Origin of the sequence: Streptomyces sp. NPDC093097 (assembly GCF_044754325.1) — a bacterium.
Lineage (GTDB): Bacteria > Actinomycetota > Actinomycetes > Streptomycetales > Streptomycetaceae > Streptomyces.
Genome location: NZ_JBIVOW010000005.1, coordinates 60011 through 77894 on the forward strand (window position 1 = coordinate 60011; position 17884 = coordinate 77894).

At 68.7% G+C, this 17884-nt stretch carries 17 protein-coding genes and 3 pseudogenes; 12 read left to right on the forward strand and 8 right to left on the reverse strand.

Going from position 1 to position 17884, the window contains the following annotated elements; all coding sequences use genetic code 11:
• Window positions 1-94: 94 nt before the first annotated feature.
• Window positions 95-1099: pseudogene (locus ACIQE0_RS10290) on the reverse strand (transcriptional regulator); the annotation flags it as partial.
• Between ACIQE0_RS10290 and ACIQE0_RS10295 the strand changes: the two are divergent.
• Together ACIQE0_RS10295 and ACIQE0_RS10300 are read left to right on the forward strand one after the other, a co-directional pair.
• Window positions 1035-1310 carry a hypothetical protein gene (locus ACIQE0_RS10295; RefSeq protein WP_402331080.1) on the forward strand — a complete coding sequence of 92 codons (276 nt, stop codon included), beginning with the start codon at window positions 1035-1037 and terminating at the stop codon, window positions 1308-1310. The pseudogene ACIQE0_RS10290 and the gene ACIQE0_RS10295 sit on opposite strands and share 65 nt — an antisense overlap.
• 11 nt (window positions 1311-1321) lie before the next feature.
• A complete protein-coding gene (locus ACIQE0_RS10300) occupies window positions 1322-1672 on the forward strand; it encodes an ASCH domain-containing protein (RefSeq protein WP_402330440.1) in 351 nt (116 codons plus the stop codon).
• Between the two features lie 78 nt (window positions 1673-1750).
• On the opposite strand, the gene ACIQE0_RS10305 is transcribed toward ACIQE0_RS10300, so the two are convergent.
• Both ACIQE0_RS10305 and ACIQE0_RS10310 read right to left on the reverse strand, forming a co-directional pair.
• Window positions 1751-2827: a protein kinase family protein gene (locus tag ACIQE0_RS10305; protein ID WP_402331045.1), complete on the reverse strand. Its 1077-nt coding sequence runs from the start codon at window positions 2825-2827 to the stop codon at window positions 1751-1753.
• A 214-nt stretch (window positions 2828-3041) separates the two neighbouring features.
• A complete protein-coding gene (locus ACIQE0_RS10310; RefSeq protein WP_402330442.1) occupies window positions 3042-3683 on the reverse strand; it encodes a TetR/AcrR family transcriptional regulator in 642 nt (213 codons plus the stop codon).
• A gap of 108 nt (window positions 3684-3791) precedes the next feature.
• On the opposite strand from ACIQE0_RS10310, the gene ACIQE0_RS10315 reads away from it, so the two are divergent.
• The gene (locus ACIQE0_RS10315) at window positions 3792-4829 is read left to right on the forward strand and encodes a medium chain dehydrogenase/reductase family protein (RefSeq protein ID WP_402330444.1); all 1038 of its coding nucleotides are present in this window, start codon (window positions 3792-3794) and stop codon (window positions 4827-4829) included.
• Between the two features lie 439 nt (window positions 4830-5268).
• Window positions 5269-5982 (forward strand): DUF2306 domain-containing protein, encoded by a 714-nt coding sequence (locus ACIQE0_RS10320; RefSeq protein ID WP_402330446.1) that lies wholly within the window; start codon window positions 5269-5271, stop codon window positions 5980-5982.
• A 122-nt stretch (window positions 5983-6104) separates the two neighbouring features.
• On the opposite strand, the gene ACIQE0_RS10325 is transcribed toward ACIQE0_RS10320, so the two are convergent.
• Complete coding sequence (locus tag ACIQE0_RS10325; RefSeq protein WP_402330448.1) at window positions 6105-7028, reverse strand: alpha/beta hydrolase; 924 nt, start codon at window positions 7026-7028, stop codon at window positions 6105-6107.
• Window positions 7029-7158: 130 nt separating this feature from the next.
• Between ACIQE0_RS10325 and ACIQE0_RS10330 the strand changes: the two genes are divergently transcribed.
• On the forward strand, window positions 7159-7608 hold the full coding sequence (locus ACIQE0_RS10330; RefSeq protein ID WP_402330450.1) for a MerR family transcriptional regulator: 450 nt from the start codon (window positions 7159-7161) through the stop codon (window positions 7606-7608).
• A 54-nt stretch (window positions 7609-7662) separates the two neighbouring features.
• Entirely contained in the window at window positions 7663-7887 is a 225-nt protein-coding gene (locus ACIQE0_RS10335; protein ID WP_402330453.1) for a hypothetical protein, read from the forward strand.
• A 231-nt stretch (window positions 7888-8118) separates the two neighbouring features.
• Here the strand turns inward: ACIQE0_RS10335 and ACIQE0_RS10340 are convergent.
• Both ACIQE0_RS10340 and ACIQE0_RS10345 read right to left on the reverse strand, forming a co-directional pair.
• Window positions 8119-8346, reverse strand: a pseudogene (locus tag ACIQE0_RS10340) (ergot alkaloid biosynthesis protein); the annotation flags it as partial.
• A 140-nt stretch (window positions 8347-8486) separates the two neighbouring features.
• Window positions 8487-9266: a glycerophosphodiester phosphodiesterase family protein gene (locus ACIQE0_RS10345; protein WP_402330455.1), complete on the reverse strand. Its 780-nt coding sequence runs from the start codon at window positions 9264-9266 to the stop codon at window positions 8487-8489.
• A gap of 212 nt (window positions 9267-9478) precedes the next feature.
• On the opposite strand from ACIQE0_RS10345, the gene ACIQE0_RS10350 reads away from it, so the two are divergent.
• From ACIQE0_RS10350 to ACIQE0_RS10375, 6 genes and pseudogenes are all read left to right on the forward strand, one after another.
• Complete coding sequence (locus tag ACIQE0_RS10350) at window positions 9479-10633, forward strand: ABC transporter substrate-binding protein (protein ID WP_402330458.1); 1155 nt, start codon at window positions 9479-9481, stop codon at window positions 10631-10633.
• Entirely contained in the window at window positions 10630-11526 is an 897-nt protein-coding gene (locus ACIQE0_RS10355; RefSeq protein WP_402330459.1) for an ABC transporter permease, read from the forward strand. The genes ACIQE0_RS10350 and ACIQE0_RS10355 overlap by 4 nt, the downstream gene beginning before the upstream one ends.
• Complete coding sequence (locus ACIQE0_RS10360) at window positions 11514-12407, forward strand: ABC transporter permease subunit (RefSeq protein WP_366331050.1); 894 nt, start codon at window positions 11514-11516, stop codon at window positions 12405-12407. Before ACIQE0_RS10355 ends, ACIQE0_RS10360 begins: the two co-directional genes overlap by 13 nt.
• Window positions 12404-13495, forward strand: a complete 1092-nt coding sequence (locus tag ACIQE0_RS10365; RefSeq protein ID WP_402330463.1) for an ABC transporter ATP-binding protein — start codon at window positions 12404-12406, stop codon at window positions 13493-13495. The genes ACIQE0_RS10360 and ACIQE0_RS10365 overlap by 4 nt, the downstream gene beginning before the upstream one ends.
• The gene (locus ACIQE0_RS10370; protein WP_402330466.1) at window positions 13492-14223 is read left to right on the forward strand and encodes an HAD family hydrolase; all 732 of its coding nucleotides are present in this window, start codon (window positions 13492-13494) and stop codon (window positions 14221-14223) included. Before ACIQE0_RS10365 ends, ACIQE0_RS10370 begins: the two co-directional genes overlap by 4 nt.
• Before the next feature lie 12 nt (window positions 14224-14235).
• Window positions 14236-15778: pseudogene (locus tag ACIQE0_RS10375) on the forward strand (ISL3 family transposase).
• Between the two features lie 220 nt (window positions 15779-15998).
• Here the strand turns inward: ACIQE0_RS10375 and ACIQE0_RS10380 are convergent.
• Window positions 15999-16901, reverse strand: a complete 903-nt coding sequence (locus tag ACIQE0_RS10380) for a serine hydrolase (protein WP_384097367.1) — start codon at window positions 16899-16901, stop codon at window positions 15999-16001.
• Window positions 16898-17803, reverse strand: a complete 906-nt coding sequence (locus tag ACIQE0_RS10385; RefSeq protein ID WP_402330469.1) for a LysR family transcriptional regulator — start codon at window positions 17801-17803, stop codon at window positions 16898-16900. The genes ACIQE0_RS10380 and ACIQE0_RS10385 overlap by 4 nt, the downstream gene beginning before the upstream one ends.
• Window positions 17804-17884: the final 81 nt, after the last annotated feature.

Consider the following 17884-nt stretch of genomic DNA (forward strand, 5'->3'; position numbering starts at 1 on the left):
TACGCTGAGGCCGAGGGCGGCTCGCCGCCCCGCAAGACAAACGCCTCCTCACGGCGGTGCGTGACCGTAAGGAGGCGTTCGTGCGCTTCGCCACCTACGCAGCGGCGACCAGCTCGCGGGCGCGTTCGTTGAGATCCGCAACAAGCCGGTGCCGGCCGAACGGCTGCATACGCCGCTGAAGGTCTTGCACCGCCTCGACGGCCCGGGACGACTTCACCTGTGCCGACAGCTTGATCGTCCGCACACCCGCAGCGTGCGCCGCCTCAAGATCACGCCGTTGCAGATGAGACACGGCAAGCGCGGCATGCGACATCGCGCCGCGCCGCGCCCGCTTTTGCACAGCCGCGTGTTCGATGGACCGGCGGGCGTGCTCCTCGGCCGCCTCGGCGTCGCCCAGGTCGCGGAAGGTGTTCGCGTGCTCCCCATGCAGGTACGCCGGATCGATGAACTCCGCCCAATCCGGTTCGTCGTCGAGACCTTCGACCCGCTCGTACGCCTTCTCGGACTGAGCGACAGCGTGCGCAGCGGCCGCCTTCTCCCCCAGCAGCGCCAGCGCACGCGCTTCGAGGCACCACAGGTCGGCCAGGCACGCCGGTGACGTGGTTTTCATCAACCCTTGACGGCCGGCCTGTGCCAGCCGTCGGCCCTCGGCCGGATTGCCGAGCAGCGTCGCTTGATCAGCCATGCCCGCCAGGACGTGGGCACCGAGGGCGGCGTTCCGCGACTCCTCGGCGAGGCGTAGAGACTGGATCAAGTACCGCTGCGCAACGCTCTGTTCGCCGTTGTCGTAGGCCATCCAGCCCAGGAGGTAGGTCTGCTCCGCTGCGGCCTCGCACAGTGCGTACCGAACGTGGTCGTCGTGGGCGCGACGAAGCAACGGGTAGACGTGTTGGTTCAGGTAGTCGGCCAGCACCAGCCGGCCCGACCCTCCGCCCTGGAAGATGTCCATGCGCTGAAAGGTCGAGAACATGTTCTTCACCGCGGTGACGTCCTCAAGACGCACCCGCGGGCCCGGTTCGGGCGTCTGATCGAGCGTGCTCAACAGCCAGTCCCGCGAGGGTCCGACCCCCGCGACGGCCGCAAACGGCGCGGCTGCAAGCGGCGCCCCCGACGACACCGTTGCGCTGGGCCACCAGGCCCTGGACTCCGCCCGCGTCGTCGACTCCGTCCGCCACCGGGCCGGCGACCTCACCTCGTTCCTGAACCGCCGCTATCCCCGCCAGACGGCCGTCGAGGGGCTGCGCGAACGGCTGGCCGCCGCCGACGCTGCCGCCCGACCAGCCCTGCGCCCCATCTCGACCAGAGCATGAAGGACACCGCGATGACCACCAAGCCGCCAGCCGAGCACGCACTCAACATCCGCAAGCCCTACTTCGACCTGATCGCCACCGGCACCAAGACCATCGAAGTCCGCGTCGGCTATGGCAAGATCCGCAAGATGGCCGCCGGGGACACCCTGCGGTTCACCTCCGGCGACGACACCCTGACCACCCGCATCACCGCCCTGCACGAGTACAAGTCCTTCGAGGAGATGCTCGACGCCGAGGACAACACCGCCATCGGCGAACCGGGCATGACCCGCGATGGGCTGCTGGCCGCCTGCCGCGCCATCTACCCGCCCGAGAAAGAAGCCCTCGGCGTCTTCGCCATCCACGTCAACCGCCAGGCATGATTTCCGCCTCCTGCCTGAGGGGTGGGAGCGCAGCGGCGAGGGGCCACCGCATGGCCGGGGTGAACGACAACTCGGCCGTCAGCGAATGAAGGAGCTGTACGTACCGCCGAGTTGGCGGATCTCCTCAAGTGGGTACGGGGTCTGCCTGCTCTGGCGCCGGAACTTGCGGTTGAAGTCGGAGATCACTGCGGCGATCGGCGCGTGCCGGGCGATGATCGCCGCGGCCTCTTCTGGGATTCCCGTGGGGCGCTTGCCCTCTGCGTAGGCGCGCACCAGTGCGTAGCGGCCCTCCCACTCCTCCTTCTGGTATCCGTGCAGAGCAGCGACCAGCCAGTTCACCAGATATGTGGCGATGTAACAGCGGTCGTAGGTCTGGTGTTGGTCGAAGAATTCGGCCTCGTCCCGTGACAGGTCGAACCCGGAGGAGAGGGCGAGGCCGTAGTCCGCGAAGTAGAGGCGTTGGCCGTCGGTCAGGATGTTCTCGAAGTGCGCGTCGAAGTGCAGGAGCCCGCGGTTGTTCATGAAGGAGGTGCCGGCCGCCAGTTCCCTTTCCACCATGGTGCAGGCTCGGTTGGCGGTTGGGGCTCCTGCTTCGATCTGGGTGCCCAGCCACTGGTGCAGGTTCTGCGGGATGTACTCCAGGAACAGCGCGACGCTCGCCGAGGACTGTCGGAGAGCCTGGATCCGGCGGCGCACCTGTGATCCGCCGCCCCAGTAGGCGACGGCCCGTTCGATGTCGGCGAGTTCTTCGGGCAGGGGAGTCGAGTCCGGCAGCACCCGCCAGTGATACATCAGGGGAAAGCCCTCGTATTCCGCCGCGAGCACCCAGTTCGTCGTCATGGTGTGCACGGCGAGTTCCCTCCAGGCCCCGAAGCCCGGCCCGCCGATGGCGCCGACACCGTACTGGCAGAAGACGGGCAGATCGAACAGATTCGCCGTGGACCGGACGTGCTCAGGTCGCCTCTCCAGATCGGTGAGGGGCACCCGCTTCACGAAGACCGGAGTGCCGGCGACCTCCAGCAGAGCCGACTTCCCGCCGATGCCGGATCCGATCGGCACGGCCGCGTCCACGAGCTCGCGCAGCGCGCGATCGCTGCGCAAAGCCAGAGATGTCGAGACAGCGCTGTGCGCGGTCAGACGCGAACCGCGCGACATGTCAGGGCACTTCACCGCGGCCTCCACCTTCATCCCGACCTCGATTCCGCAACGGCTGTGCGGTCCCGCCGAGCGCACTGTGTACAGGCCGTCTCCCGGCAACCCATCACGTGAGCCGGGCCGAGACGGCGACGCGCCGCAAGGTGGCGCGGCCGTGCTGCAGCGTTGTGGTGGAGAATCTTGCGGCGCCTATCCCCTTCTCGCGGAGTGCAGTTCACTCGGTGTTGAGGTGCGCCAGCGTGGTGATGATGCGGTCGGCGATGTCCGGTGGCCACGGGAAGGCGACCGTCACTGCCCGTTGATGTGCCAGTCCGTGCAGGCCCAGCCATAGTGCGACGCTGTCCGCGTAGAGGTCGGTGCTGGTGGCCTGGCCGACGGCGACGCAGTCGCTCAGTGTCTCGGTGAGCAGTTGCAGGGGTGCCTCGCCGACGGTCGCCACGTCTTCCACCGTCACGGTGGTGTTGCGCAGGGCAGGCATCCAGAGGCCGCCGAACATGGTGCGGTATCGCTCAGGGTGGTCCTGGGCGAACCGCAGATAGGCGTGGCAGAGGGCGAACAGTCGCTCTCGGGGGCCGCCGTCGGCCGCGCCCACGGCAGCGCGCAGTTGCGCCTCCAGTTGACCGAACGCCTGCTCCACCACGGCCAGCATGATGGCCGGCTGGTCGGGGAAGTGGCGGTAGATCGAGGGCGCGGCGATCCCGATACGGCGGGCGACGGATCGCAGCGTGATGGCAGCTTCATTGCCGGTCTCGTCGAGCAGTTCGACCGCTGCGGCCACGATCTCGTCGCGCAGGCGGGAGCCTTCCCCGCGGGGGTTGCGGGTGCGGGTGGGTGTCGCGGGCTGCTTGTCGCTCATGGCTTGAGATTACACATGAAACCTTACGGGCTCCAGCCCTTGTGAAATCTAAGATTACGGCTGTAACTTTACGGCTGCATCCACAAGTGATCCGATACGGAGAACGTCATGAACGGCACCGTTGCCACCCGTTCCACCGAGGTCGTCCTGCCCGGCAATGTCGAACCAAGCGGCCTGCAGGTCCGCACCCGCACCATCCCGCCACCCGCCACGGGCCAGGTCCTGTTGAGGATGGACGCCACCGGCGTGTCCTTCGCCGAGCAGCAGATGCGTCGTGGCAAGTACTACGACCAGCCGCCCTTCCCCTTCGTGCCTGGGTACGACGTGGTCGGCACGGTGACCGCCGTCGGCCCCGGTGTGGACGCCACGATGATCGGGCGCCGGTTTGCCGCGGTCACCAAGACCGGCGCCTGGGCCAGCTTTCTGCTGCTCGACGCGGCGGACCTGGTGGCGGTGCCGGATGGCGTGACTGCGGCCGCCGCAGAGACCGTTGTGGTCAACGGGATCACGGCCTGGCAGATGCTGCACCGGACCGCCAAGGTGCCCGAAGGCGCGACGATCGTGGTGCTCGGCGCCAACGGTGGAGTCGGGTCGACGCTCGTACAGCTGGCCCGGCACGCGGGGATCACAGTGATCGGCACGGCGTCGACGCGACACCACGAAACAGTGCGTGAGCTGGGCGCGATCCCGGTCGACTACCGCGACCCGGACATGTACCAGCGGATCCAGGAGCTCGCGCCGCGCGGCGTGGACGCGGTGTTCGACCACGTCGGCGGTGCCGGACTGAAGCAGTCGTGGCGGCTCCTTCGACACGGCGGAACGCTGGTGTCATACGGCACCGCCGCCACGAAGGACGAGAGCGGCAACTCGCAGCTACCCGTGCTGAAGCTGTTCGCGTGGCTGGCGTTGTGGAACTACCTGCCCAACGGCAAGGCTGCACACTTCTACAACTTCTGGGCAGGCAAGAAACGTCTGGACGCCTTCCGGGCTCGACTGCGCGAGGACCTCACTCAGGTGCTGGCGCTACTGGCCGACGGTGTGCTCACGCCACAGGTCGCCGCGGAATTCCCGCTGGCCGACACCGCCGCAGCACTCGCACTGGCCGAATCGCGCACCGTCGCAGGCAAAGTCGTCATCGTCCCGTAGGAGCAGCGGCCGTAGCCACCACGCGGCCGCGACGAGCCGCCCCCGATGTACCGTGCCGCCGCCCCCAGGGCCGGCAACGAGGCACCTGACGATCTCTCCACGCCTCCTCGGCCAGTCAGTCGACGTGCTCGCCATCGCCTGGCCGGACTTCGCCGATTCAGCCCACCGACTCGGCCCGCCGGCTCCGTTCCGCCGCGATGGCCGTCGACGATCCCGACGACAGCCGCACGTCGACCCGCCGACTCTTCCTGGCACACGCCGAGAGGCATTCCCAACGCTGCCACGCCATTTTCCGGTGTCCCCCGGCACCCCGCCGTCGGCGACTCCGGTTCCACCTCCGAGGACCTGACCACCTCGGGCACAGGCGCCAGTCCGCCGTCGACAGCGGACCGGCGATGTCCTGATCCTCCTTCCCCGTACCAGTATTGGAGTTCCTCGCATGTCCGATGCAGTCAAGTCACGGACCGTTCGCCGTCGTTGGTGGTGGTCCTTGTGGGGCCTCATGGCGGTGTCGGCGATCGGCATCACAGCTGTCTTCGTGCCGCCGTACCTGACCGGCTCCTCGTTCGCGCCGATCGACCGGAGCATCGTGGGGTATTACGCGAGTCTGGTGATCCATGCAGCGCCGGCCGGACTGACGTTGGTCATCGGGCCACTGCAGTTCGTACCGCGACTGCGAACCCGTTATCCCCGGGTGCACCGGGTAGCCGGCCGGGTGTACCTGATCTCGGTCGTGGCCGCCTCGATCGCGGCCCTTTACGCCGCGACAGTGACGCCGAGCGGCCCCCCACTGCAAGTCGCGTTCTACATCCTCGTGATGGCGTGGTTGTACACGGCCGCTCAGGCCTATCGAACGATCCGGCGCCGTGACGTGCAGTCGCACCGGATCTGGATGATCCGCAACTACGCACTCACCTTTGCCGCCGTGACACTGCGCCTCTACCTGCTCGTCGGCACGGAGCTGTCGAAGGCCATCCCGTCACTCTCGTTCAGGGACATCTACACCACGAGTGGCTGGGCGGCCCTCCTGGGCAACGTGCTCATCGCGGAATATTTCATCGTCCACCGGATCCTGGTTCCGTCGGCCCGCCGCCGGCGGCGCGGCAGCGCCACGGCCACCGAGGCACCGCAGCCGCTGAGCCAGGGCCATTGACGACCCGCCAGAATCCACAGCGCGCAACGGCCATGGGACCAAGGAGCCGTGGTGGATACGTCGCGGGAAGTTGCCCGGCGGCCGCGGTGGAGCGGCGGGCACGGGCCCGCCGCCAGGCGTCCTCACTCCCCAGACAGGTGCTCCAGCGCAAAGGCGACGGCGTCGGCCACCGCCTTGTCCGCAGCGGGGAGATGACCGACGAGGAGATGCCAGACATGCCCCATCTCCGGGGCGACGTCCAGGCGCGTGGGCACGGAGTCCTCCGCCAGCTTGGCGGCGAGCCGGAGGGCGTCGCTGAGCATCACCTCGTGCCCTCCGATCTGGATCAGTACCGGTGGCAGACCGCGGGTGTCGGCGAAAACCGGGGAGGCCAGCGGACTGTTCGCCGGAGCCCGACCCAGGACGATTCCCGCGGCGCGACGCAACCCCTCCCGGCCGACGGACGGGTCGACACCGTCGAGAGAGAACATCGTGGCCCCGGTGTGTTCCAGGTTGGCCCAGGGCGAGATGGCGATCGAGGCCGCCGGCATCGGAAGGCCCTGATCGCGGGCCGCGACCAGAGTGCTGACCGCCAGCGCGCCACCGGCCGAGTCACCGGCGAGGACCACGTTCTCCGGCTCCGCGCCCTGCCCCAGCAACCAGCGGTAGGCAGTCACCGCGTCGTCGACTGCGGCCGGGAAGAGCGCGTCGGGCGCCAGCCGGTAGTCCGGCACCAGTGCATGCGCACGCAGGCGCCGGGCGAAGTGGCCGACCAGTCCGCGGTATCCCTGCGGGTCGCCCACGATGTACGCGCCCCCATGGAGGTAGACCACATACCGGCCCTCGATCGCACCTGCCGTGGTCACGCGCTCGGCGGGGACGCCGCCGGCGTCCACCGCCTGGAACGCCACCCCGTCCGGCGCGGGAAAGCTGTCCTGGAAGAACTTCCGGTAGGCGAGCCGAGCGTTCTCAAGGGAGCCGGCCCTCTCCCCCGCAGCCGCGTCGATGACGTCACCACTGCGGGTCGCCCACTCCTTGTAGAAATCGGAAACCTCTATCGAGACCACAACGGTCCTCCTCACGAACAGGTGGACAGCGGCTTCGTGCCGCTGCCGACGAGCAGTGCCGAGTCTCAAACAGTCACATCAATGTGAAGGTCAAACGGAGGCACACACCTGACGCAGTAGGTTCGATCACATGCGCATCGGAGAGCTGGCAGACCGTACAGACACCACCCGACGCCTGTTGCGCTACTACGAGGAGCAGCAGCTGATCACCCCCGAACGCTCCGCCAACGGCTACCGCGAATACCACGAAGGACACGTGGACCGCGTACTGCAGATCCGCGGACTGCTCGACGCCGGACTGCCCACCCAGATCATCCGGCAGATCCTCCCCTGCCTCGACAAGCCGCGGACCATCTACTTCCCCGACGTGACCCCCGAGATGATCGACACCCTGGAGCACGAACACGAACAACTGAGCCGACGGATCACGTGCCTGACCCGGAACAGAGACGCCATCGCCGACTACCTGAGCCGCGTACGCGAACAAGCCGCCGTAGAGGGCTTGGTGGCCGACCTACGCGAGCCTTACGGCCGCTTCGGTTCACCTCGAACTCCGGGTCTGCCTCGCCCCGGGCCGTGAGCGTGTCCGGCCCTCGGAGCGGCCGCGAGGCAGGAGACCGGGTTCTGGGGCGGCATGAACAAGGGGTGGAAGAAGCGCGACGCGGGCGGGGTCGACGCCCGGGTGCTGGGTGAGGAAGTCCAGGACGGGGCCGACCACGTTCTCCCAGTCCGGTCGAAATACCAGCCCTTTCCGGTGGATGGCCGCGGGCTGCCCGGGGCCGTCGAAGGTCAGGACGTGGTAGCCGCGTTCCTGTCCGCCGACGGCGCCGCGTGCAGGAAGAACTCTGCCGCCCGGTAGTAGGTGGAAGCCCGCAGCAGGCGCTGACGGGGTGGCTTGCGCGAGCTTCGGCCTCCAGACACTTGGCGGTGGACAGCCAGGCGTCGTGCCAGCCGTCGTAGTCGCCGGAGGTGACCTGGGAGGCGGTTGCGACGACTTCACCGACGTCCGAGCCCTCGTAGACGGCCAAGCCGAGATTACGCAGGGTCTCGAACCAGAACTGCTGGTCGTCCTGGAACATCAGCTGCTGCATCACATCTCCCTCTCAAGGAGGGCCCGGAAGGTGCGCGGGGGCCGACCGGTGAGGCGCTGGACGGTGTCGGTGATGCGGTCCTCCGTGCCTTCGGCGATGGCACGGTCCATGCCGGCCAGCATTGCGGCGAACTCCGTCGGCACCTGCGTCGTGAGGCGATCGCGCATCTGCTCGTAGGACAGACGGCGGTGGACCACGGGCCGACCGGTGACCTCGGTGATGAACAGCTGGGCGTCTCCGACAGGATCGTGTCCCCGTAGGGCAACGGCGCCCCCGACAGCATTCCCTGCCTGGTCAACCAGGCCGCGCTCGATCGAGACATCGCTCGCCACGTCTGGTCTCGATGTCCACCTGCGCGCCGTGGTTGTCAGAGTTTGGCGCGTACCAGGGCGGGCCGGTTGGTGATGATCGCGTCGACGCCCAGGCGCAGGCAGAGCTCGATGTCCTGTGGTTCGTCGACCGTCCAGACATGGACGGCGAAGCCGGCCGTGTGCAGCCGTGCGATGTGGTCGGGCCGGGCGCGGATCAGCTGGAGGTCGATGCCGATGATCCGGGCACCGGCCGGTGCGGGGAGCGGTAGGCCCGGCAGCAGTACGGGGTGTTCCACCAGGTGGACGGTGGGCAGAGTCGGGGCGAGCCGGTGCAGTCGGCGCACCGCTGTGCGGGAGAAGCTCATCAGCTGCATCCGCGGCGTGGCCGTTGAGCGGGGAGCGGTGAGGCCGAAGCGGTGGAGGAGGCGGACGAGCTCGGTCTCGACGCGGCCGCTGTGGCGGGTGGGGTGCTTGGTCTCGATGGCCAGGCCCACCGGGCGCGGGGCGGCGGTGGCCAGGTCGAGGAGCTGTTCCAGGGGGAGCAGCCGTTGGGGGCCGGTGCCTTTCCAGGAGCCGAAGTCGAGTTCGGAGAGCTGGGCAAGGGTCATCCGGGAGACGGTTCCGCTGCCGTCGGAGGTGCGGTCGACGCGCCGGTCGTGGAGGCAGACGAGGTGTCCGTCCGCGGTGAGGCGGACGTCGCACTCCAGCGCGTCGGCGCCGTCGGCGATGGCCTGCTCGTAGGCAGGGAGGGTGTGTTCGGGCAGGTCGTGGGAGGAGCCGCGGTGGGCGATGGCGAGGGGCACGGCGCGGGCTCGTGCGAGGCGGGGGTCGATCACGACTCCACGCTCACGACGGAAGGTGAATTGCTGGTGACAGTCGGGCGGCTTCCTCATCTCCGCAGGCCGAATCGGGGGTAATTCTTTTGACAGATTTGAAGAAATCCTGGGATTGGCCATCTTGGGGACGTGAGCAGTTCACCCCTGCGTAGGACTGTCTGGCGGGATTGAGCCACCAAATCCCGACAAGTCCTCCCCTAGGAGACAGACACATGCGCATACCCGCAGGCCGTGGCGCCGTCGCGCTCGTCGCCGCTGGTGCACTGGCGACACTGACCGCCGCGTGCGGCGCCGCCACGACCGAGGTGGCCGACGGCAAGGGCACGACGAAGGCGGGCTCGGCCGCCTCGGTGGCCGACTTCGGCGGCATGAACGGCCTCGTCCAGGCCGCCAAGCAGGAAGGGAAGCTCAACGTCATCGCGCTGCCCCCGGACTGGGCCAACTACGGGGAGATCATCAAGACGTTCGAGGAGAAGTACGGGATCAAGGTCAACAGCGAGAATCCCGACGCGGCCAGCGCCGACGAAATCGCCGCGGTCAAGTCCCGCAAGGGCCAAGAACGCGCCCCCGACGTCCTCGACCTGGGCATCTCCTTCGCTCGCAGCGGCGGCCAGGAAGGTCTCTTCGCGCCGTACAAGGTCACGGCCTGGGACAAGATCCCGGACGCGCAGAAGGACCCGAACGGCAACTGGTACAACGACTACGGCGGCTACGTCTCCATCGGCTGCGACGCCAAGCGCATCAAGAACTGCCCCCAGACCTTCGCGGACCTGCTCAAGCCCGAGTACAAGGGCAAGGTCGCGCTGAACGGAAACCCGACCAAGTCCGGCTCTGCCTTCGGCGGTGTCTTCGCCGCGGCCCTGGCCGGCGGGGGGTCGTTCGACGACATCCAGCCTGGCATCGACTTCTTCGGGAAGCTCAAGAAGAACGGCAACTTCCTCCCCGTCGAGTCCACCCCGGCCACCGTCGAAAAGGGCGAGACGCCGATCAGTATCGACTGGGACTACCTGAACGCCGGCTACGCCGACCAGTTCCGCGACAAGGGGGTGGACTGGAAGGTGACCGTGCCGAAGGACGGCGTCTACGCCCAGTACTACTCCCAGGCCATCAACAAGCAGGCCCCCCATCCGGCCGCCGCCCGCCTGTGGATGGAATTCCTCTACAGCGAGGAAGGCCAGAACCTGTGGCTGAAGGGCTACTCCCGACCCGTGCTGCTGCCCCGGATGACCGCTGACGGCACGGTCGACAAGCAGTCCGCCGCCAAACTCCCCGAGGTCAAGGACGCGCCGAAGTTCCCCGGCGAGGACGCGCTCGGCAAGGCCCAGAAGACCCTCGCCGACAACTGGGACAAGGCCGTCTCCCGATGACCGCCCTCACCCCTTCCCACGCGGGACCCGCCGCGGCCGTCCACCGCCGACGGCACCGCCCCCGCCACTGGCTCGCGGTACTCCCGCTGCTGGTCTTCGCCGGTCTGTGCTGTGGGCTGCCGCTGATCGCCCTCGCCCACGGGGCCCTGACCGGCACCGACCCGGCCACCGGCACCACGGCCCTCACCAGCGAGCACCTCCAACGCTCCCTACAGGGCACCTACCTGACCTCCCTCGCCGGCAGCGTCAAGCTCTCCCTGATCACCGCGGTACTCGGCTCCGCCGTCGGATGCGTCGTCGCCCAGGCCATCGTCACCTCAGGAATGCCACGGCTGCGCAACGCCGTCCTGACCGCCTCCGGCGTCCTGGCCAATTTCGGCGGCGTGCCGCTGGCGTTCGCGTTCATCGCCACGCTCGGCATCTCCGGCGTGCTCACGCAAGTGCTCCACCTCGACGGCCTCGGCTGGAACCTCTACTCGGTCACCGGCCTGACCGCCGTCTACCTCTACTTCCTCAGCCCCCTCATGGTGCTGGTGATCACCCCGGCGCTGGACGGGCTGCGGCCGCAGTGGAGGGAGGCCGCGCAGAACGCGGGCGCCACCACCTGGCAGTTCTGGCGCCACGTCGGACTGCCCGTGCTCATGCCCTCCGCGCTCGGCGGCTTCGTCCTGCTCTTCGGAAGCGCCTTCGCCGCACACGCCACCGCAGCGGCCCTCGTGGGCGGCTCCGTGCCGCTGGTGACCTTGAAGATCGCGGACGCGCTGGCAGGCAACGTACTGGCAGGCCAGGAAAACGTCGCGCTCGCGCTCAGCCTCGACATGATCGTGATCGCCGCCGTGGTGATGGCGCTCTACCTGCCCCTGAAACGACGGAGTGCCCGATGGCTGCGCTGACCGACCACCACCCCGCGGCCCCACTCGCCGCCCCGGCACCGGCACCGCCCGTCACCCGCCCGCGCGATCGCCGCCGCGGCACCGGGCGCAAACTGGTGCTGGTCCTGGCCGGGCTGTACTTCCTGCTGCCTCTGGCGTCGTCCTTCGTCTTCACCGTGCACGCGCCGGGACAGGGCATCTCCTTCGAGGCGTACACCGGGATCCTCACCGCCGACGGCTTCACCCGCAGCCTCCTCCTCTCCCTGGGCCTGGCCGCCGCCACCATCACCCTGGTGCTCCTGCTCGCCGTCCCGGCGCTGATCGCCGTACGCCTCGGCGCCCCCCGGCTGCGCCCGGTCGTGGAAGCGCTGTGCATGCTTCCCCTGGTGCTGCCGCCCATCGCCCTGACCGCCGGACTGACCACCGTCCTCAACTGGGGACCCGAGTACCTGGCCGCCACCCCGCTGTACCAGACCTTCCTGGCCGTGCAGTACGAGGACTTCCCCCTCGTACTCGTCCTCACGTACACCGTCCTCGCCCTGCCCTTCGTCCACCGCTCACTGGACACGGGCCTGCGCGCCGTCGACCTGCCCGTCCTTGTAGAGGCCGCCCAGAACTGCGGTGCTCGCTGGCCCGGCATCGTCGTCCGCGTCATCCTCCCCAACCTGCGCGCCGCCCTCGCCAGCGCCACCTTCCTCACCCTCGCCCTGGTGCTCGGCGAATACACCGTCGCCGCGCTGCTCGGCTTCGAACCCTTCGCCGTGTGGATCGTGAGCGTCTCCGGATCGCAGGCACGGATGTCCGTGGCCGTCTCCCTCCTCAGCCTCCTGATCACCTGGCTGCTGCTGCTGGTCCTCTCCCGCACCGGTACCCGCTCCACCAAGGAGAAGCCCTCACCATGACCGCAACCGCCCCCGACCGACCCACGGGCGGCTCCGCCGCCGGCGCCCGCGTCGAATTCCGTGGCCTGCGCCGCGCCTTCGGCCCCACCGTCGCCCTCGACGGTCTCGACCTCACCGTCGACCCCGGCGAACTCCTCGCCCTCCTCGGCCCGTCCGGCTGTGGCAAAACCACCGCACTGCGCGTCCTCGCCGGCTTCGAGCACCCCGACGCCGGTGACGTCCTCATCGACGGCCGGGACATCACCCAGGTGCCCGCCCACCGCCGCGACGCCGGCATGGTTTTCCAGTCCTACAGCCTCTTCCCCCACCTCACCGCCCGCGACAACGTCGCCTTCGGCCTCACCATCCGCAGGGCCCCCACCGCCGAACGCCGCGAGCGCGCCGCCGAACTCCTCGACCTGGTCGGCCTGCCACAGCATGGCGACCGCTACCCGCACCAGATGTCGGGCGGACAGCAGCAGCGGGTCGCCCTCGCCCGCGCCCTCGCACTGCGGCCGCGCGTCCTACTGCTCGACGAACCCCTCTCCGCGCTCGACGCCAAGGTACGGCTCAGCCTGCGCGAAGAGATCCGGCGCCTTCAGCGCTCGCTCGGCATCACCACCGTCTTCGTCACCCACGACCAGGAGGAAGCCCTCTCCATGGCCGACCGGGTCGCCGTACTCAACGCCGGCAAACTCGAACAGATCGCCGCCCCAGCGGAGCTCTACCAGCGCCCAGCGACCGCCTTCGCGGCCGAGTTCGTCGGAACCATGAACCGGCTGCCGGGCCTTTTGGCCGACCATGGCCAGGCCCACGCGCTCGGCGTGACGGTGCCCGTCGACGGCCAGCCGCCCGGTTGCGGACGGGAAGTGGACATCCTCGTCCGACCGGAAAACGTCACCGCGACCTTTGACGAGGGCGGCAACGCCACCGTCGTCTCCGTCGACTTCCTCGGCTCCGTCACCCGCCTCCACCTCGACCTCCCCGGCATCGGCTCCGTCAAAGCCGACCTGCCCTCGCACGACGCGACCGGCCTCACCCCCGGTACCACGGCCCGGGTCGGGCTGCACCGGCGCCCGGTCCTCGCCGTGGCGAAGCAGACCGCATGAGCCCGGCGATGACGCTGCCGGAAGCCGTGCTGTTCGACATGGACGGCACCCTGGTCGACACCGAGCGCCTGTGGTGGGAGGTGACAGAAGCAGTAGGCACCGCCCTGGGCCACACACTCGGCCCCGCCGACACACCGCACGTGGTCGGCCGGGCGGTCCAGGACACCGCGGCCCACCTGGCCGACGTCACCGGAGCCGCCCTTGCCGAGGATCTCGCCGCCACCCTGGAAGAGGCATTCCTCCGCCGAGTGCGCGCAGGCGCGCCACTGCGCCCGGGTGCGGCCCGGCTGCTGGCCGCCCTCACCACACACGGCATCCCCTTTGCCCTGGTCAGCGCTTCCCCGCGAAGCGTGGTCGACACCGTCGTCGCGGGCGCGCTGGCACAGGTGCCGTTCGCCTTCACGCTCTCCGCCGACGACACGGCACGGACGAAGCCCCACCCCGACCCGTACGAGGCTGCCGCCGCCCGCCTGGGCATCATCACCGCGCGCTGCGTAGCTGTCGAGGACTCACCGGACGGTGCTGCCTCCGCGGACGCAGCGGGCTGCGCGGTCCTGGTAGTTCCCTCGCTGATACCCGTACCGCCCTCGCCCCGGCGGACGTTCCTGAGCTGCCTGACCGACGTGGACGTAGCCACGCTCGGCCGGATCACCGACACTGCCCTGCCGGACCCGGGAGTATCACGAGAGCGGCCCTGTCTCACTTTCGGTGGTGACGGAGCGTCATGAGGGGTCGTCGACATTGGCGTGAAGGATCTCAACGAGCTCGTGCAGACTGTGTTTTCGGGCCTGTCCCCGCTGGTCGTCGAGGATGTGGTCGACGAAGGTGAGCGGATCGTGGTGCGGGCACGGACTCCGCGGGACACTGCGGTCTGCCCGGTGTGCGGGGCCCCGTCGGAACGCGTACACGGCTATCACTGGCGGACAGTCGTGGACGTGCCGGTCGATGGACGACGGGTAGTGGTCCGCGTGCGGGTGCGGCGCCTGGTGTGTCCCACGCGCGGCTGCCGCCACACCTTCCGTGAACAGGTGCCCGGCGTCCTGGACCGGTACCGGCGACGTACGACCCGCCTGACCAGGCAAGTCAAGGCAGTGGTCAAGGAGTTAGCGGGCCGGGCGGGGACACGGTTGCTGGGATATTGGCGGTGAGCCTGTCGCGTCACACGGCCCTGCGTGCCCTGCTGCGGATCCCGTTGCCCGCCGGGCGGGTGCCCCGCGTGATCGGCGTCGACGATTTTGCTCTGCGCCGGCGGCATCGCTATGCCACCGTGATCATCGACGCCGAGACTCACGAGCGGATCGACGTGCTGCCCGGTCGCACGGCCGACACCCTGCAGGCGTGGCTGAGCGAGCATCCGGGCATCGAGATCGTGTGCCGTGACGGCTCGGCAACCTATGCTGTGGCGAGCCGGCGTGCCCTGCCTGACGCGGTGTAGGTCGCGGACCGGTGTCATGTGTGGCACAACCTGTGCGAAGCCGCTCTGAGCGAGGTCAAGGCGCACAGCGCCTGCTGGGCCACGGTGCTGGACGCGCCCCTCTATGAGGGGCCCCGCGCCCAGACCACGCTGGAACGCCGGCACCAGGTCCACGGCCTGCTCGATCAGGGTGTCGGCCTGCTCGAATGCGCTCGCCGTCTCCAACTGGCCCTGAACACTGTCAAACGCTACGCCCGCGCCGATCGGCCCGAGCGCATGCTCCGCGTCCCCAAGTACCGTGCCAGCCTTGTTGATCCCTATCGCGAGCACCTGCGCAAACGCCGAGCCGAGGATCCCGGCGTCCCCGTCAAGCACCTCTTCGAAGAGATCAAAGCCCTCGGCTTCACGGGCTGCCTGAACCTCCTGCACAAGTACATCAACCAGGGTCGTGCGGACGCCGACCGCAGCCATATCTCCCCGCGCAGGCTCGCTCGGATGCTGCTGTTCCAGGCCCGACAACCTCAAGGTCGAGCAACACGAGCTCCTGGCCAAGCTCACCGCCGCATGCCCCGAGATGACCCAACTGGCCACCGGCATCCGGGACTTCGCCCCGCTTCTTACAGTCGCACGCCGACAACGCCGACGCGCTCACGCGCTGGATCGCCCAAGTCCGAGCAGCCGACCTGCCCCATCTACATGCCTTCACTCGGGAACTGGACCGGGACCTCGACGCCGTGATCGCCGGGCTCACGCTTCCGTACAGCAACGGCCCCACCGAGGGTGTCAACACCAAGACCAAGCGGATCGCACGCCAGATGCACGGACGAGCAGGCTTCACCCGGCTTCGGCACCGCATCCTCCTCGGATAGCAGCACGCTCCGTCACCACCGAAAGTGAGACAGGGCCGCTTTCGTGATACTCCCGACCAGGACGCGTATCAGTCGTGATCAACGGGTGGTTCGGGCAAGGTCCTTGAGCCAGATCATCGAGGCGCGCAGGTGGAATCCGGCGAAGTCGCTGTCCGGGTCCTGCCGTACCGGATGACGATGCCTGGCCAGGCCATCAGTTTGCCGATCAGGCAGCTCAGGTTCAGAGTTGCCGGAGGTGGTCGTGCAGTCTGCGGGCGGCTTGTGCCATGAGAATGTCGGCGCCTGGCTGAATGCTGGCCGGAACAAGCGATTCCGTGAGCACGGCGATGGCGAAGGCATGCCCGTTGGAGTGCTCGACGACTCCAATCTCATGCCGGAGGTTGAGGAGGGTGCCGGTCTTGGAAGACCAGTCGCTGGCGTCTGAGCTGAAGTCTGGGGCAAGCCGGTGGCGGAGCAGGTTGTGGGCCATAAGGCCCCGCACCCGTGCAGCGGCCTCGGGATGGATTGCCGATGGCGTCCACAGCGCTTGGAGCAGGGCGGTCCAGGCGCGTGCGCTGCCGGTGTTGGCTCGGGTGGTGTCGAGCTGGTGCACATGGTGGCCGCGGCCGCTGGTGCCCGCTTCAATGGCGAGGGTGTGGGCGAGGCGCGCCTGATCGGGAGTGAAGTGCTCTGCCGGGGTCTGGGTGAGTTCGCGCATGCCGTGCCGGATGGTGATGCCGTCCAGGCCCAGTTCATGCAGGATCTGGGCCACCTGGGCAGGCGGGGTGAGGTCGAAGAGTGCGTCGGCGGCGGTCCCGTCGCTCACGCTGGTGCTGAGGTAGAGCAGGTCGTCGATGGCGATCCGGGCAGGGTGGCGGAACCGGGTCAGACCGGTGGGGCCCGGCGTGGTGATGCGTCCGGGCTGGACGTCGATCGCCGTTGCTCCGTCGAGCTCTCCGCGTTGGATGCGCTCCGCCGTTGCCAGGGCGAGCGGAATCTTGACCAAGGAGGCGGAGGGCAGTTGGGCGTCGGGCTCGATACCCAGCTCGGCTCCGGTGGAGAGGTCGCGGACCAGCAGGCAGCCGTGCAAGCCGCCGTCGAGAAGCTGTTGGCGGATGTCGTGCAGCAGCGCTTCGGTACTCATACTGCCGCCACTGCGTGAGGGGTGGTGGTCCGGGTAGCCGGGCCGAGGCAGCGGCTGATCGCGCTGCCCAGGCGTTCTTGGACATGCTGCGCATTGACGTCCATGGCGGCTGCGAGGCTGTATCCACGGCTGAGTGTGATCTCACCGATGGGCCTCCAGTCGAGGCCGAGCTCGTCGGCCTGCGCGGCGGAACACAGCAGCAGGTCGGACGTGCGGAGCACTTCGGCTATGGCATTCGTCAGGTCGGCGGCGATGGCGAGCTGCACCGGCCGCAGGCCCAGTGCGTCGTGCAGCCGTGTGAGCGGATCTCGGATGTGCGGCACGTCGTCCTCCGGCTGGATCCAGACCTTGCGGACAGGATCCGGGCAGGCCCGCCCGGCCCGCAGAGTCGCCAGATAGACGCGCCTGGCGCCGGCTGCCGCGGTGCCTGCGAGGCCGAGAGGAACGGACCACGTGGCTTCGTCCGCGGGCGCCGTGATCAGGGCCGCGCGTACCTGCTGCGCGCGAAGAAGCTCCATGCGCTGCGCCGGCGTACCGGTATGAAGATCAAGGATCACCGCCTGGTCCCGAGCGTCGGCGATCAGGCGGGCGAGAGAGCCCGTGGAGCAGTTGCCCGGGACGGCGAGCTGCCATGGCTTGCGCTTGGCCGTCTCCGCCTCGTGCAGCAGCGCGTCGGCTGCCTGCACGAGCCGCCTCGCCGCCGGGAGCATGTCCCGGCCGAAGGAGCTGAGGGTGGCCCGGCGCGATGTCCGCTCAAACAGGCGCTCGCCGAAAAGCTCCTCCATGGCGGCGATGCGCCGGCTCGCCACCGGCTGGGACATCCTGGCTGCGGCCGCTCCTGTGGTGAAGCTGCCGCGCTCCGTCACGCTGACAAACGCCCGAGATGCTCCCACCAGGTCCATACCGATCATTCTATGCGGGACTGGCATGGAACTGGCTGTATGCGTATTGGACCGTATGGATCGCGGAGAAAGATCATGATC